Annotated in this window: 14 protein-coding genes; 9 read left to right on the top strand and 5 right to left on the bottom strand. The window is 69.3% G+C overall.

What is annotated here, in order from left to right:
• Positions 1-83 precede the first annotated feature (83 nt).
• Positions 84-1,241 (bottom strand): NAD-dependent epimerase/dehydratase family protein, encoded by a 1,158-nt coding sequence (locus ACFXI3_RS14535; protein WP_378399863.1) that lies wholly within the window; start codon positions 1,239-1,241, stop codon positions 84-86.
• Positions 1,242-1,427: 186 nt separating this feature from the next.
• Between ACFXI3_RS14535 and ACFXI3_RS14530 the strand changes: the two genes are divergently transcribed.
• Positions 1,428-1,934 (top strand): GtrA family protein, encoded by a 507-nt coding sequence (locus tag ACFXI3_RS14530; RefSeq protein ID WP_344277437.1) that lies wholly within the window; start codon positions 1,428-1,430, stop codon positions 1,932-1,934.
• Here the strand turns inward: ACFXI3_RS14530 and ACFXI3_RS14525 are convergent.
• On the bottom strand, positions 1,864-4,038 hold the full coding sequence (locus tag ACFXI3_RS14525) for a glycosyltransferase (RefSeq protein WP_378399862.1): 2,175 nt from the start codon (positions 4,036-4,038) through the stop codon (positions 1,864-1,866). The genes ACFXI3_RS14530 and ACFXI3_RS14525 overlap by 71 nt on opposite strands.
• Positions 4,035-4,979 carry an NAD-dependent epimerase/dehydratase family protein gene (locus tag ACFXI3_RS14520; RefSeq protein ID WP_378399861.1) on the bottom strand — a complete coding sequence of 315 codons (945 nt, stop codon included), beginning with the start codon at positions 4,977-4,979 and terminating at the stop codon, positions 4,035-4,037. The genes ACFXI3_RS14525 and ACFXI3_RS14520 overlap by 4 nt, the downstream gene beginning before the upstream one ends.
• A gap of 234 nt (positions 4,980-5,213) precedes the next feature.
• On the opposite strand from ACFXI3_RS14520, the gene ACFXI3_RS14515 reads away from it, so the two are divergent.
• The 3 genes from ACFXI3_RS14515 to ACFXI3_RS14505 are packed head-to-tail and all read left to right on the top strand — an operon-like array spanning position 5,214 to position 7,346.
• The gene (locus ACFXI3_RS14515) at positions 5,214-5,657 is read left to right on the top strand and encodes an XRE family transcriptional regulator (protein ID WP_378399860.1); all 444 of its coding nucleotides are present in this window, start codon (positions 5,214-5,216) and stop codon (positions 5,655-5,657) included.
• Positions 5,654-6,262: a hypothetical protein gene (locus ACFXI3_RS14510; RefSeq protein WP_378399859.1), complete on the top strand. Its 609-nt coding sequence runs from the start codon at positions 5,654-5,656 to the stop codon at positions 6,260-6,262. The genes ACFXI3_RS14515 and ACFXI3_RS14510 overlap by 4 nt, the downstream gene beginning before the upstream one ends.
• 7 nt (positions 6,263-6,269) lie before the next feature.
• On the top strand, positions 6,270-7,346 hold the full coding sequence (locus ACFXI3_RS14505) for an MAB_1171c family putative transporter (RefSeq protein ID WP_378399858.1): 1,077 nt from the start codon (positions 6,270-6,272) through the stop codon (positions 7,344-7,346).
• Here the strand turns inward: ACFXI3_RS14505 and ACFXI3_RS14500 are convergent.
• Complete coding sequence (locus ACFXI3_RS14500) at positions 7,288-7,809, bottom strand: 2'-5' RNA ligase family protein (RefSeq protein WP_378399857.1); 522 nt, start codon at positions 7,807-7,809, stop codon at positions 7,288-7,290. The genes ACFXI3_RS14505 and ACFXI3_RS14500 overlap by 59 nt on opposite strands.
• 171 nt (positions 7,810-7,980) lie before the next feature.
• Here ACFXI3_RS14500 and ACFXI3_RS14495 point away from each other — a divergent pair, with 171 nt between their 5' ends.
• The 5 genes from ACFXI3_RS14495 (at position 7,981) to ACFXI3_RS14475 (ending at position 13,070) form a co-directional block, all read left to right on the top strand.
• Positions 7,981-8,142: a hypothetical protein gene (locus tag ACFXI3_RS14495; RefSeq protein ID WP_167756662.1), complete on the top strand. Its 162-nt coding sequence runs from the start codon at positions 7,981-7,983 to the stop codon at positions 8,140-8,142.
• 124 nt (positions 8,143-8,266) lie between these two features.
• Positions 8,267-9,067 (top strand): alpha/beta fold hydrolase, encoded by an 801-nt coding sequence (locus ACFXI3_RS14490; protein ID WP_378399856.1) that lies wholly within the window; start codon positions 8,267-8,269, stop codon positions 9,065-9,067.
• A gap of 447 nt (positions 9,068-9,514) precedes the next feature.
• Positions 9,515-11,041 carry a CehA/McbA family metallohydrolase gene (locus ACFXI3_RS14485; RefSeq protein WP_378399855.1) on the top strand — a complete coding sequence of 509 codons (1,527 nt, stop codon included), beginning with the start codon at positions 9,515-9,517 and terminating at the stop codon, positions 11,039-11,041.
• A 95-nt stretch (positions 11,042-11,136) separates the two neighbouring features.
• Positions 11,137-11,952 carry a hypothetical protein gene (locus ACFXI3_RS14480; protein WP_344277410.1) on the top strand — a complete coding sequence of 272 codons (816 nt, stop codon included), beginning with the start codon at positions 11,137-11,139 and terminating at the stop codon, positions 11,950-11,952.
• Positions 11,953-12,314: 362 nt separating this feature from the next.
• Positions 12,315-13,070 (top strand): DUF3558 family protein, encoded by a 756-nt coding sequence (locus tag ACFXI3_RS14475; protein WP_378399854.1) that lies wholly within the window; start codon positions 12,315-12,317, stop codon positions 13,068-13,070.
• 119 nt (positions 13,071-13,189) lie between these two features.
• On the opposite strand, the gene ACFXI3_RS14470 is transcribed toward ACFXI3_RS14475, so the two are convergent.
• A complete protein-coding gene (locus ACFXI3_RS14470; protein WP_378399853.1) occupies positions 13,190-14,104 on the bottom strand; it encodes a trypsin-like serine peptidase in 915 nt (304 codons plus the stop codon).
• Between the last annotated feature and the right edge of the window lie 701 nt (positions 14,105-14,805).

Raw genomic sequence — 14,805 nt, 5'->3', positions numbered from 1 at the left:
GCATCCCACCCGCCACCGACAATTTCCGAGACGGCGGCGGAACGAGGCCGGAACGGCGACATCCAGCACAGGCGAGCCCGAGGTCAGGACGCTTCGACAGCTCCGCGCCAGCGCACCGTCGGACGCAGCCGCTCGTCGTTCACCCGGTGCTTGTTCGCGCCCACGATGTCGAACATCGACTCGATCAGCGTGTCCGACAGCAGGTGCGGTTCCAGCCCCAGCCCGACCAGCCCGGTGTGCTTGACGTGGTAGTAGTGCTCCGGCTGCTCGACCCGCGGATTGTCCAGGTTCTCGATCTGCACCGGCCCGGGGAAGCGGTCGGCGACGAGTTCGGCGATCTCCCGCACCGACATGCTCTCGGTCATCTGGTTGAACACCCGGAACTCGCCGCGCTCCGCCGGATTCTCCACGGCCAGCCGGATGCATTCGACGGTGTCGCGGATGTCGATCAGCCCGCGCGTCTGCCCGCCCTTGCCGTACACCGTGAGCGGCTGCCCCAGCACGGCCTGGATGACGAACCGGTTGAGCACCGTGCCGAACACCGCGTCGTAGTCGAACCGCGTGGCCAGCCGGGCGTCGAGCGCGGTCTGCGGCGTCTGCTGGCCGTACACGACGCCCTGGTTGAGGTCGGTCGCGCGCAGGTCCCAGATCCGGCAGGCGAACTCGATGTTGTGCGAGTCGTGCACCTTCGACAGGTGGTAGAACGAACCCGGTTTCTTCGGGTACAGCATCCGGTCGCGGCGGCCGTTGTGCTCGACCTCGAGCCAGCCTTCCTCGATGTCGATGTTCGGGGTGCCGTACTCGCCCATCGTGCCCAGTTTGACCAGGTGGATGTCCGGGTCGATCTCGGCGATCGCGTACAGCAGGTTGAGGTTGCCGACGACGTTGTTGTGCTGCGTGTAGACCGCGTGCTCGCGGTCGATCATCGAATACGGCGCGGACCGCTGCTCGGCGAAATGCACGATCGCGGAAGGACGGAAATCGCGCACCGCGTCGAACAGGAATTCCGCGTCGAGCAGGTCGCCTTCGTAGCTCGCGATCCGCTTTCCGGACACCGCGTGCCACGCGTCGGCGCGGGTGCTCAGGTCTTCGATCGGGACGAGGCTCTCGGCTCCGAGTTCGACGTCGTACTGCCGCCGCGCGAAGTTGTCCAGAACAGCCACTTCGTGGCCTTTGTCCGACAAATGGAGCGCAGTGGGCCAGCCTAGGTAACCGTCACCGCCGAGAACCAGCACTCGCATCCGGAGCACCCTTTCCTTTCGTTTTCGCGACAGGCACGGCCTTTCGTGTGCACGACGCCCGGTGTCGCGGTGGCAGATCCGAACCTAATCGCCCGCCGCTGATGTTCGGCTGGCAGTCAGCTGTGAATCCGCTGTGGGCCGGGGGGTCGCGCGGCGGAGCCGGCGGCCCGAGGGGAGACTGGGACTATGACGACGGTAACCAACCCGGCGAACCCCCGCACGACGGAGGAATCGCCCAAGCCGCGCCGTCGCGGCCTGGCCCGGTTCGTCCGCGCGGCCGCCAGTTCGGTGGCCGCGACCCTGCTCAGCCAGGCCGCGCTGATCGCGGTGCTCGCCGCGAACGGAGCCCCTTGGCTGGCCAGCGCGTGCGCGTTCGCGGCCGGGGCGGTGCTGAACTTCTTCCTCACCCGGCGCTGGGTGTGGGGCCGTCGCGGCCGTCCGGAAGTGGGCCGCGAGCTGCTGCCCTACGTGCTCGTCATCTCGCTCGGCGGCCTCGCTTCGGTCGGCCTCACGACGCTTGCCGGGCATCTGCTCGCGCCGCTGAACCTGCCGCATTTCTGGTGGGTCGTGCTGCTCGACGCGGCGTACGTGCTCAGCTACGCGCTGGTGTTCGTCGCCAAGTTCACGATGCTCGACCGGTTCGTTTTCGACCGCGGCGCAGCACGTACCCCCGCCACCACGTCCCTGTCATGACCCGCGCGTAGTTCGCGCCGTACACGACGCTGCCGCCCTTTTTGCTCTTGCCCGCCTTGCGCAGCCGCATGCTCATCGGCCGTTCGAGCACGCGTGCGCCTCGCGCGGTCGCGCCCAGCAGCAGTTCCGACGACTGGTACTGCGGTTCGTTCAGCGGGATCGCGCACGCGAGTTCCGCGCGCAGCGAACGGAATCCGAACGACGTGTCGGTGATCCGCCGCCAGGTGAGCACCGACGCGAGCCACGCGAACACGCGCACGCCGACCCAGCGCATCCGGCTGTCGGCCTCTTCGTGCCCCAAACGCCGGGAGCCGGTCACGAAATCCGCCGTGCCGTCCAGAAGCGGCGCGAGGAGTTCGGCCATTTCGCTGTTGTCGTACTGACCGTCGCCATCAGTCGTCACGATGTACTTCGCGCCGTTCTCGGCCGCGAGGTGATACCCGAGGCGCAGCGCGGCACCCTGGCCGCGGTTAGTCGGCGCGACGCACACGTACGCGCCATGGTCTTCCGCGATGGCCGCGGTGTTGTCCGTACCGCCGTCTACGACCACCAGGACGTCTACTGGCAGCCCGAGACATTCGTCCGGCATCTTCTCCAGCACCTGGCCGATGCCGCCGGCCTCGTTGTACGCGGCGATCACCACGGTCAGCTCGGAAAGTTTCGCGCCGGGATGCCGGTCGTGGAAGTCCGCGATCGCGCCTTCGTCGACAGTGTCGGGATAACTGCCGAGGCGACGACGGCTTGCGACAGTGAGCGTGGTGAACCCGAGCGCACCGGCGACCGGCAACAGCACGAGCGCAGGCAGTTGGTAGCGCCAGGAAAACTCGAACACCGCGGACGCGAACAGCAGGAACAATCCAGTGCCAGCAGCGAACAGCGCGCCGCTGCGAGCTGGGTGGCGGGGCTTCTTGCGCCGCAGCACGGTCAACAGGCCGAGCAGCGCGAAGAACCCCAGCACCGCGCCGGGCACGAATCCGCCGTTGATCTGGTAGTCGCGCAGGAACACCGCGATCGGCTCATTGACCTTGGGATCCGTGCCGTCGTACTGCTGCGTGACCGCCTTGAGCGCGGCAGGATCGGCGAACTGCGGGTAGGTCAGCTGGAACTGCCACCGGTTGATCGGCACGTCGGTGGCCGCGGTGTAGCGGGTGAACTGGAAACTCTTCCCGAAGTCGCCGAGGATCGACGTCGCGACGTCCCACCACTGCGCTTTGAGCGTGGTCATCGCGAAGTCGTGCGCCAGCGCGCCTTTGTCCGCGCCGGGCGGCAGCGGGCCGGGCCACGCCGGGTCGAGATCGGCGTGCGTGTAGTTGTCGACCAGCCGGTTCTCGACCGGTTCGGTGGGGCAGAACGGCCGCACGGATGGGTCGAGCTGGAGTTTCGCGCAGTCCGCGACCGCGGCGGTGCGGCCGTAGAGCATGCTGCCGGACGGCCCGCTCAGTCCCCATTTTCCGGTCTCTGCCTTGACTTGCGCCGCGTACGGGACCACCACGACGAGGATCGCGAGGAGCCCGATCCCGGCGTCGCGCCAGCCGCGCCACGAACGCCAAGCACTGCCCGCGGCGAGGACGTACAGCAGGAACGGCGCGGCGATCGCGACGCCGATCAGCCGCACCAGCACGCCGAATCCGACCACGAGCCCGGCCAGCGCGATCCGCCGCCAGTTCGGTTTTCCCTTGGCCAGCACCAGCCACAGCAGCCCGAACAGCAGCGCCTCGAACAGCACCTCGGCCATGATGTTCTGCTCGATCTGCACCTGGTAGGCGTCGAGCAGCAGCGGCGCGGCGGCCAGCGCACTCACCCAGTTGCGCGCCCCGAGCCGCCGGGCCAGCGCGTAGATCCCGACCGCGATCGCCAGCCCGGCCAGGTGCTGCACGGCGGCGACGAACGACAGCCCGCCGACCGCGAGCAGCGGCTTCAGCAGCAGGTCGTAGCCGACCGGGTTGATCCCGTCGGCGCGCAGGCCGTGCAGATTGTCCAGGTACCGGAAGGAATCGATGTACAGCAGCGCCGGCTGGTACGCGACCCAGGACAGCACCCGCAGCGTGGTTCCCGCGGCGAGGAGCACCAGCAGGAACGCGTGGCGGCGGAGGAATCCGGTCACGGCGCCTCGGCCCGGTCCAGGCCGGAGAAGTACTTCCAGGCGGTGGCGAGACCGTCGGCTAGGGTGATTTCCGGCTGGTAGCCGATGGTTTCCGCACTCGCCGACACGTCCACGACCACCGCGGGCATCTCCCCGGCGGGCGCGGGCACATGCTCGATCGGCAGCTCGGCTCCGGTCACCGCGCGCACAGTCTCGACCATTTCCAGCACTGACACCGAATGTCCGGCGCCGACGATCGCGCGGCCGGTGTAACCGCTCTCGTACGCGAGCACGATCGCGCGTACGACGTCGTCAACATGCACGAGGTCGCGACGCTGCTCACCGGTGCCGTACACACGCACGCCTTCATTATTCAACGCCGCGCGCATCATGCGCGGGACGAAGCTGTCTTTGTGCGACATGCCGGGCCCGTACACGTTGGTGAAGCGCAACGCGCACGTCGTGATTCCGTACGCGCCCGCGTAGCCCGACAGCAGCATCTCGCAGGCCGCCTTCGTCGCGCCGTATGGCGTAAGCGGCTTCGTGGGCAGGTCGACCGTGACGGTGTTAGTGCCGACGTTGCCGATCACTGCGTTCGTGGACGCGAGAATGAAGCGCGGCACTTCGCGTACGCGGCACAGTTCGAGAAGTTCTTGTGTCACTGCGACGTTCTCCGCGTACGTGTCGCGCGGCAGCTCTACTGACTTCAGCACGGATGTCAGCGCGGCAAGGTGCACGATCCCGCCGACGCCTGCCTCGACAGCTGCTTCGCGGGTTTCGGCGTCACGCAAGTCTCCGACGACGACGCGCACTCCCTCGTCGGTCGTCTCGTAGCGCACGCGGTCGACGACCGTGACCGGATAACCGCGCTCACGGAACGCGCGCACGACAGCGCGGCCGATGAAGCCGCTGCCGCCGGTGACGACGACGGGTGTCCTTTCGGGACTGTCGGGGAGTGTCATGGCGCACAACCTACCTCCGCAGTCTGTGCGTCACTTGTGCGTCCCTCGCTCGGGCAGGCACCGCCTTGCGCGGGACCGCGTGCGGGCACCCCCAGCGACCGCACGCGGATCCCGGTGTTTAGTTTTCTAAACGATGCGCGGGGGGAGTGTAGCCGGAACGGGACGGCTGGTGTCAAGTTTTCGGGACGGTTATGCTGGACGCTGTTACGGAGACGGAACGGTGGTGGGGGCGGCATGGCCGAACAGGCGGAGGAGCGCAGCTTCGCGGAGCGGCTGACGCACCTGATCGCGACCGTCCACCCGCCGGACCGCAAGCCCTACTCCTACCGCGAGATCGCCCAGGGCGTCGCCGACGTCACCGGCGTCAGCATGTCGGCCACGCACGTGCAGCAGCTGGCCGTCGGAGCCCGGCGCGACCCGAAACGCTCGCACATCCAGGCGCTCGCGCGGTTCTTCGGCGTGCCGGTCACCTACTTCTTCGACGACGAGGTCGCCGGCCGGGTGGACGAGCAGGTCGCCGACGTCGTCGCCTGGCGGGACACTCAGGCCCGCGACCTGGCGCAGCGCGCGATGCGGCTTTCCGAGCGCGACCGGCGGACCGTTTCCGCACTGATGGACCAGCTCGACAGCTACACCGAGGGACGCGATCGCACCCGGCGCGGACGCAAGCCGGAGTGAGCCGGGCGGCTATGCTGGCGACGGCCGAAGCGCCGGGGACCCCCTGGTGCACCAGGCTGGTCCAGCCGCCGATCGCCTCGGGAGGGGACATCGACCCGACCGTGCGAGTGCGCGCCCGCGACCGGGTGCGCGAGCTGCTGCGGCACGTGCCCGCGCCGCGGCCGTGGTCGATGAACGCGTGGATCGACCGGCTGGAACAGCACCGGGGCCGCGACATCGACCTGATCGCGGTCGGCTACGCGCCCGGCCAGCCCTCCGGTGCGTGGCAGCGGCATGACGACTTCGACCTCATCGCGTACGCGGCGGGCACGTCGTCGTTGCACCAGGACCACATCATCGCCCACGAAATCGCGCACCTGCTGTGCGATCACCGCGGCGAATGCGTGCTCACCGACGCCGAAGCGGCGACGGTCGCGCCTGATCTCAGCGCGCACTTGCTGTCGCATCTGCTCACCCGCGTCACCACGAATTCCGACGAGTACGAAGCGGAGCTCATTGCCGTGTTCCTGATGAGTGCCGCCACCGAGGACGGCGCCCAGTTGCGGCCAGGCGCTTCCGGCCCGGCCGCGGATCGCGCGCGGCGCTTCGCGTCGCTGCTGGGGTAGCGCGCGGATGATCGACGTTCTTTTCTTCGGGGTCGGCCTGCTCGCCCTCGCGGCCGGGATCTGGCGCGCGGTGCGCGCGCGGCGGACGGGTGCGGGCGCGGGGCTGGCGACCAGCTTGATCGCGCTCGGCGTCGCGTTGTGCTTGCTCGCCGACAGCGCGCAGGCGATCGAAAGCCAGCTGTACCCGAGCCTAGGGCGGCTGCTGTCGAACCTCGCGACGATGGTGGCCGCGTACGGCATCGAGGTCACTGTCGCGGAGATCGGTGGCGTGGCAGAGCGTCGACGGCGCGCACGGCTCGGGGCGTTGATTGTCGCGCTTGTCGTGCTTACTGCGTCGTTCTTCGCGACGCGCGGGCTGCCGACAGGCGTCGGGCTCTTCGACGAGCTGTACCGGTCTAATCCGTCGCTGGTCGTGTACATCGTTGTGTACACGCTGTACCTGGGCTTCGCGGTGGCAGACATCGCTGTGGTGTCAGCTGGTGCGGTGCGCGCGGGCACGGGTGCGTTGCGGGCCGGGCTGGGCATCATGCTCGTGGCTTGTGTGTTCGCTTTCGCTTATCTGGTCGGGAAGATCGTCGATCTGATCAGCGATCTGACTGCCGAACATCCGGTCACGAAGCTGTGCCGCGGTGCGTTTTCCACTGTGAGGTGCACGCTCGCGGTCGGCTTCCCTGCGGTTTCGGTGCTGCTGATCGTGGTTGGGCTGACGGTGCCGGCGTTGCCCGCGTTGGGACGGGCTGTGCGCGACGCGCGGACGCGGTCGACGCTGCGGCCGCTTCGCGAGCACCTGGCTTCGCGATACCCCGACGTCGTCCGCCTTGACGACTCTTCTGGGACCGGCCGGGAGCGGTTGTTGACCATGATGAGCGAGATCAACGACGGACTGTTGCTGTCCGGCGTAGGGCCTGAGCTGTCGCCGAACGCGGCTGCGCAAGTGTTGCGCAGTTCGGCCGCGACATTGGCGGATGAGCCCGCGGAACCGTCTGGTGAGACGGCTTTCGCGGCTGACGTGGCTCGGTTGCGGGCTATCGCGCAGGCGTTCCGAGCGGAGCCGACAGCCGGAGCTGCCAACCCTGCTCCGTGAGCACGACCAGGTGCAGCGCGTCCGCCCGGGCGGTGATCGGCAGCGCGGCGCGCGCCCGCTTGGCGACCTCGGCGCGCTGGTCGTCGGTGCCGCCGAGGGCGATCGTGAGATGCGCTGGCGGGTGCGCCCCGAAACGGCCGCCGTACGGGGGCGCTTCGGGCCAGTGATCGCACACGGCGTCGGCGAGCGGCTGCAGCGCGGGGGCCGCCGCGGCGACGAATCCGGGTGCGGTGACCAGGTCGGTCAGCTGCACTTCTGTCGCGGGAAAGCTGGTGGCGAGCTGACGGACGTCGGCGTCGGTCCGCTCGGTGAGCCGGTCGGCGGACAGGAACGGGTACAACGCGGTGACGTGCGGCGGAAGGCCGGGCCGGACGAGTCCGGGGTCGACGGCCGCGGCGGTTTCGAGCAGGACGGCGGCGGACGGGAGCGTGACGACGAGCGCGCTGGTTCCGGGCGTGGGCACGGCCCCGATCCTGCCGGACCGCCCCCGCCGCCGCGCCGGAAGGGCCCCTCGCGGGCCGGAAAGGAAAGGCAACCCTTTCTTTGTGCTTCTTCCGGGGAATTCTGCTTAACCGAACCCTAAGTCTTCCCCAAGTCCGCCGACGGCGATTCTTCGCGGTCCTACACTCGGTGGATGAAGATCGTCCTATGGACCGCATTGTGCGGATTGTGCGCCGTCACCGGCCACGTGCTCCTGGGCGTCGTGGCAGGTTTCCTTCTGCTGGCTTGTGTTCCGCGCCGTCCCGCTCCGGGGCGGCCGGCACCCGAAAGAGAATTGATCAGCTCCCGCGGCTGACTTTCCGGGGAATTCTCCCGGAATATGCGCGCCCCGCGGCCGGCGCGGCCCTCCTCCCGGCCGTCGTCTCCCGGAATTGTCGGTGCCGTGCGGTACAACGGTGTCCGGCAACAGGGAGGGAACGATGCATTACGTCGAACACGGTTCCGGCACGCCGGTGCTGGCCGTCCACGGCTGGATGCCGGACCACCGCCTGATGACCGGCTGTCTCGAGCCGGTCTTCGCGCGGCGGCCCGGATTCCGGCGGATTTACCCGGATCTGCCCGGGATGGGCGAATCGCCCGCAGGCTCCGCGCGCGGGTCGGACGACCTCGTCGCCGCGCTGGCGGACCTGGTGGACGACCTGATCGGCGACGAGCCGTTCTTGCTGGTCGGGGAGTCGTACGGCGGTTATCTGGCGCGGGGGCTGGTGCGTGCGCGGCCCGCGCAGGTGGCCGGGCTGGCGCTGGTGTGCCCGGTCGGGCGTCCGGTGCCGGTGCTGGAGCGGGACGTGCCGGACCACGAGGTGCTGCGCGCCGATCCGGAACTGCTGGAGAGTCTCGATCCGGCGGAGGCGGCGGAGTACGGGGACATCGCGGTGGTCCAGTCCGCGGAGACGCTGGCGCGGTTCCGCGCGGACGTCGCGCCCGGGCTGGCGGCCGCCGACCGGAGCGCGCTGCAGCGGATGCTGGCGGGCTGGCCGTTGTCGGTCGATCCGGAAAGCGGTCCGGCGTACCGGAAACCGGCGCTGATCGTGTGCGGGAGGCAGGACTCGTCTACGGGATTCGCGGAGCTGTACGGGTTGCTGGGGCACTATCCGCGGGCCAGTTACGCGGTGCTCGACCGGGCGGGGCACAACCTGCAGTTCGAGCAGCCGGTGTTGTTCGAGGCGCTGGTGGAGGAATGGCTGGACCGGGTCGTGGAGGGGAGTGGTGCGGTGCGGTGAGGCGGGGTGAGGTTCGCGGTGGTCGGGCTTGCGTCGGCGGGTGCGGTGCGCGGCTTGGCGGTGAGCGCATGGTGCGCCGCTCGGTGGTGAGCGCGCGCGACGCGCTGCTTGGCCGTGAGCGCACGGGTGCGTTGCTCGGTGGTGAGCGCATGGTGTGCTGCTTGGCGGTGAGCGTGCGGTGCGTTGCTTGGCCGTGAGCGCACGGTCCGCTGCTCGGTGGTGAGCGCGTGGGTTGATGTGCGGAGCGCGTGGGTTGGCACGCGACTATTCCTTGTGGGATAAGTGATCCTGCTTCGCCGGTCGCTCGGCTCCCCTCGAGACGCGGCTTGGCGAGCCGAGGACGCCGGTGCCGCGCGAGGCGAGGCACCGAGTGTTCACCGCAGCGTCGTTGATGGGGGTTGCTCCGGCGGCTAGCGTCGGCGCGACTTCTTTGCTGCGGAGGTAGGCATGTCCACTGGGGAACTCAACCGGCGCAACCTGTTCCGGGCCGGCGGCGTCGTGGCGGCGGGTGCGGCGATGAGCATGCTGCCGGGCGTCTCGTTCGCCGAGCCCGCGCCCGGCGCCGGGCAGCAGACGAAGACCGTCACCGGCACTTTCCGCCCGGACGTGCCGGACTGGTACTACCTCCCGGTCGATGTGCCGCGCGGCGTGAAGCAGATCGACGTCGTGTATTCCTACGACAAGCCGTCGGTGCCCGCCGGAACGCGCGGGAATGCTTGCGACATCGGGATGTTCGGGCCGGAAGGACACGAACTGGGCACGCGCCGCGGCTTCCGCGGCTGGTCCGGCGGTTTCCGCGACCGGTTCTCGATCAGCGCCGCCGAGGCGACGCCCGGGTACCTCGCCGGACCGATCACGCCCGGCCGCTGGCACGTCATCCTCGGCCCGTACACGGTCGCGCCGCAGGGCCTGAACTACCGCGTCGAAATCACGCTGACCTTCGGCCGCGACACCTCGAAGCCGTTTCAGCCGAACCCCGCTCCGGAGACCGCGCCCGCGCGCGACCGCGGCCGGTCCTGGTACCGCGGCGACTCCCACCTGCACACCGTCCATTCCGACGGCAGGCGCACGCCCGAGCAGCTGGTCGCGGACGCGCGGGCGGCCGGGCTGGACTTCATCGTGTCCACCGACCACAACACGTCCAGCTCGCAGCTGGTGTGGGGCAACTATGCGACCGACGACCTGCTGATCCTGAACGGCGAGGAGGTCACCACGCGGTCCGGGCACTGGCCCGCGATCGGCCTCCCGGCCGGCACGTGGATCGACTGGCGCTACCGCGCGTCCGACCCGCGCGACTTCCGCCGGTTCACCGACCAGGTGCACCGGGCCGGCGGCCTGGTCACCGCCGCGCACCCGTTCGCGAACTGCTTCGGCTGCACCTACGAATTCGCGTACGAGATCGCTGACCTCGTCGAGGTCTGGAACGGCCCGTGGACCGCTGACGACGAAGCGAGCGTCACGCATTGGGACGGCCTCCTGCGCGGCGGCCGGTTCATCCCGGCGATCGGCGATTCCGACGCGCACAACCCGGATCAGACCGTCGCGCTCCCGCACACGGTCGTCCAGGCGGACCGGCTAGGCCGGGCGGAACTGCTCGCCGGGCTCAAAGCGGGCCGGTCCTGGCTCGCCGAATCGAAGGATGTGCAGCTCGACTTCTCCGTTTCCGGGGGAGGCCGCGCCGCGGGCATCGGCGGACGGCTCGTCGCGGGCACCGGCACGCCGATCGAGGTGCGCGCGGTCGTTCGCGGCGTGCCCGGCACGACCGTGACCTTCCTCGACCAGCTCGGCCCGGAGCACAGCGAGACCGTCCCGGAGTCCGGCGCCGCGACCGTCACGTGGACGACCTACCCGCGCTACAGCCGCTGGGTCCGGGTCGAGGTGCGGCGTCCGTCGGGCGGTCCGAAGACCACGACGCCGAACGCCATGGTCGCCCTGTCGAACCCGATCTTCCTGGGCGCGCCCGACGCCGGCTGACCCGACCCGAGCGTCTCGCCGCCAGGACGTCCGGGCAGACTGTGCACTCGGAGCGGGCAGTGGGGAAGGGCGGGCACGGGGTGCGCGGGTGTGGCGTGCGAGCGGCGATTCTTGCGGTCGTCGTGGCCCTCGCGGCGGTGGTCGTCGTGGTGGTCATGTTCTCGAGCAGTGACGAGGTGAAGACCCCCGGCTGCACTGTCGCGTTGCCGAAGGGACCGAACGACGCTTCGGCACCGCAGTACACACTGCAACCGGATCCCATGAACAACGCCGCGATCATCGCCGCTGTCGGCGTCAAGCAGGGCTTGCCCTCGCACGCGGTGACGGTCGCCCTCGCGACCGCCTTGCAGGAGTCGAAACTCCGCAACCTGAGCGGCGGCGACCGGGATTCGATCGGCCTGTTCCAGCAGCGCCCGAGCCAAGGCTGGGGCACGCCCGACCAGCTGCAGGACCCGGTCTATTCGGCGACGGAGTTCTACAAGAAGCTGGCGAAACTCGACAACTGGCAGACGATTCCCATCACCGAAGCGGCGCAGGCCGTGCAGCGCTCCGGCGCCCCCGACGCGTACGCCCAGTGGGAAGACGAAGCCACCGCGCTGACCGGCGCGCTGACCGGCCAGTACCCGGCGGCGCTGACCTGCCGCAACCTGACGCTGAACCCGCCGGCGAACCTGGTGACGGTCGCGAACGCGGAACTGGGCACTGCTCGGTTGAGCGGCGCGCACCCGGCCGCGGAAGGCTGGCGAATCGCGAGCTGGCTGGTGGCTCGTGCGGCGAAGCTGGGCGTGGACCGGGTGAGCTTCGCCGGTCAGACGTGGACCGCGGAGTCCGGGGCGTGGGCCGCGGATGAGAAGGCCGGGCAGAATCTCTCGCTGCATCAGGCACCGGTCGCGCCGCCTAGCTCTGGCTGATCGGCGGGGCGAAGCGCCAGCCGTCCGGCGGACGTCGGCAGCCCGCTGAGTGTCCGACCACTCCGGACTCAAGGCTGCCTAGACTCCTGAACGCCGCGAACCACCGGTATCCGGTCAATCGCCGACGGCAACGTCAGCCAGGTCGCACATCAGACGCCGAGCGCTGGCAATTGACGTTGTCGGCAGGAGTATTGCGCTGCGAACGGGTCCGCTGCCCCGGTACTTTCGGTTCCCGCGCTCGCAGTCTCGGCCACGCGCGGGCTCGCGTCGCCAGGCCAGTAGAATCCGCAGCCTGCAATTCTTTTTGTAGCTGAATCAGTCGGGCGGCACAGGTATCGCGGCGATTTCTTCAGAAATGAAAAATGACTGGGCGACCTCCGTCGCTGCGACGGAACTCCATCGTTCGTGCACCGGTAATTTGTCCTTGCGCCAACAGGATCCTGGGGCGAGTGCTCTTCACGCAACGCGGTAGAGATCGTCTTGGCGACGTGGTTGAATGGGTGCCGAGTACGACATCTGGATTGCCAGTTTCAGGTATTCGCTGTCGAAGGCAGAAAATGAACAGAACGCGACCGGCGCGATTTCTTCCCGCGGCCGCTCTGGCGTCGCTCGCAGCGTGCGGTTCCCCGGAAAACAGCGTCGGAGCGGCGAGCTCGACGCCTCCGCCCGGCAGCGTGTCGATGTCACCGTCCGCGAGAAACTTCACCGGCGCGGATCTCTGCGCCTTGCTGACCGATGCGGACAAGCAGGCCCTGGGCCTGGCCGGCCCGGGCGAGTCTTGGGACCGGCCGTACAAGATGGGCGGCAGCCGCCGTGCCCGATGCCGGTGGACCGGCGACGACGCCGAGTTGGATCTCGCCTTCCACGACGCCGACATCCCGAAAGACAGCGTCTTCCTGACCGAAGTCGAGGTAAGCCGGGAACAGATCCTCGGGCGCGACGCCAAGGTGGTCGCGTTCCAGCAGGCACCGATGAATTGCGACGTCCTGGTGGATCTGCGCCCGCGGGCCCACCTGAGCGTGGACTCGACTCCGGTTTCCGACGCGCCGGATCAGACCGAGAACTGCGCGTTCGCCAGACGGATCGCGGAGGCCGCCGCCTCGAGAATCCCCGGCTAGCGGCGGCTGTCCGTCGCCGGGCTACTTCGGGGCGACGAGAGTCTTCTCCGTGCCGAGCTGTGCGCCGGAATCTTCAGGTGCTTCGCCCTCGGCGGGTAAATGCTGCTCGTGGCCTTAACTCACCTGATCGCCGAGTTGTAGAGCTGGGCGATGTCGTCGTCGAAGTAGGCGCTGTAGGAGACGTCCGGGGTGGCGCCGCCGGTTTGGTAGCCGCCGATGGTGCCGATGACGGTGCCGGTTCCGGTGTTCGGGTCCTGGTTGATGACCCACGGGCCGCCGCTGGTGCCGTCGGGGAAGCCGGGGCAGGCGACGCGTTGCTGGAAGGCGTCCGACTGGGTGGTGGTGCCGGTGCAGACGACTGGTTGCTCGGTGCCGTCGGGGTAGCCGGTGAGGGTGATCGTGTGCGAGAAGCCCTGGTTCGTGCCGAGCTGGTTGGCGCCGGTGAGGCTTTCGAGGCTCGCGGAACCGGGCTGGGCGACCTTGAGGAACGCGAAGTCGAGGTCCTGATCGGACGAGGACTTCCACCCGTCGGCGGTGATCGCGGCGGTGACCTGCCAGGTGCCGTACGGGGCGATGCCGTCGTGGTAGCCGGGCTTGAAGGTGACGCCGGAGATGTCGCCGCTGACGCAGTGCGCGGCGGTGAGGAGCAGGTCGCCGGCGGGGCTGTGCACGACGCTGGCCGAGCAGAAGTGGTTGCCGCCGGAGAACAACGCGCCGACGGTGCGGCTCGCCGTCGCGGTCGCGGACGCGCTGGGGGACGTGCCGGTGTCGCCGGAAGCGGAAGTGCTGGGGGATGTGCTGGCGTCGCCGGTGGCGGAAGTGCTGGGGGATGTGCCGGTGTCGCCGGTCGAGGTGGTCGCCGCCGTGCTGTGCGAATCGTCGCCGGTCGAGACGGCGGGGGTGCCCGTGCCGCTCGCTTGGCTCGCCGGGCCGGTGACGTCAGCGGTGTCGACGACGGCGTTGGCACCGCCGGTCGCGACGATCGCGGCCGCCGCGCAGACGATCAGCGCTGTCCGGGAAACGTTGACTCTCACGCATCAAGATGACCATGCCGACGCCCGCCGGGCATCCCGTGCGGCCGGATGCACAGCAACCTCACAGCGCTTACACATCGCCTCACAGCAGGGAATTCGATCTGACGCGCCCGGAATTTTCCACCCTGGCGGGGGTGGGTGAGCGGGTGCGCCGCGGGGTCGTGACGTCTCCTCTCGGGGTGCTTTCGCCGCAGGCAGGGGCGACCGGCCTGCCTGGGGGACTGGCCGGTCGCCTGCCTGGTGCGGGGCCCGCCTGCGGGGCTCCGCCGAGGCGCGCGATCTTCGGTGTTGGCGGTCTGTTCGGCCAGCGGGTCGTGACCCGGACAGACGCGCCGAGCATCTGACCGCTCGGTGGTTGACGCGACCGGGCCGAGCCAGACACCGCCGGACCCGGGCCGAGCGAAACGCAGCCAGATCCGGGCCGAGCCGGACACAGCCGGACACAGCCAGTCCGAGGCAGCGACCCTCGCGGCGAACCGTGCGCGGCGCGGTCGGTGATCGTCCGTGCAGCGGGGTGGTCGATCCGTCCGGTGCGGCCCGGCTGTGGTTCGCGCTGGGCCGTGGCCTTGCCCGATCGGCGGCGCGGCCCTCCGGCAGGGGGGTGGGGGGGGGGCGGGGGGGGGCCCCCCCCCGGCCGTAAAAAAAAAAACAAACCCCCCCCAACACAAAAAAAAAGATATGGGGGATATTGTGGGTTAATA

It is taken from the genome of Amycolatopsis sp. NPDC059235 (assembly GCF_042754125.1).
In the GTDB taxonomy this organism is placed as follows: Bacteria; Actinomycetota; Actinomycetes; order Mycobacteriales; family Pseudonocardiaceae; genus Amycolatopsis; species Amycolatopsis albidoflava.
The sequence above is the reverse complement of the archived record's forward strand: the minus strand, read 5'-3'. Positions and strand labels throughout refer to the sequence as shown.

Excerpts from the sequence above, each read along its gene's own strand:
- ACFXI3_RS14495 (WP_167756662.1), top strand. The coding sequence starts at position 7,981 with ATGAAGATCGTCCTATGGACCGCATTGTGCGGATTGTGCGCCGTCACC.
- ACFXI3_RS14485 (WP_378399855.1), top strand. The coding sequence starts at position 9,515 with ATGTCCACTGGGGAACTCAACCGGCGCAACCTGTTCCGGGCCGGCGGC.
- ACFXI3_RS14490 (WP_378399856.1), top strand. The coding sequence starts at position 8,267 with ATGCATTACGTCGAACACGGTTCCGGCACGCCGGTGCTGGCCGTCCAC.
- ACFXI3_RS14505 (WP_378399858.1), top strand. The coding sequence starts at position 6,270 with ATGATCGACGTTCTTTTCTTCGGGGTCGGCCTGCTCGCCCTCGCGGCC.
- ACFXI3_RS14515 (WP_378399860.1), top strand. The coding sequence starts at position 5,214 with ATGGCCGAACAGGCGGAGGAGCGCAGCTTCGCGGAGCGGCTGACGCAC.
- ACFXI3_RS14535 (WP_378399863.1), bottom strand. The coding sequence starts at position 1,241 with ATGCGAGTGCTGGTTCTCGGCGGTGACGGTTACCTAGGCTGGCCCACT.
- ACFXI3_RS14530 (WP_344277437.1), top strand. The coding sequence starts at position 1,428 with ATGACGACGGTAACCAACCCGGCGAACCCCCGCACGACGGAGGAATCG.
- ACFXI3_RS14475 (WP_378399854.1), top strand. The coding sequence starts at position 12,315 with ATGACTGGGCGACCTCCGTCGCTGCGACGGAACTCCATCGTTCGTGCA.
- ACFXI3_RS14520 (WP_378399861.1), bottom strand. The coding sequence starts at position 4,979 with ATGACACTCCCCGACAGTCCCGAAAGGACACCCGTCGTCGTCACCGGC.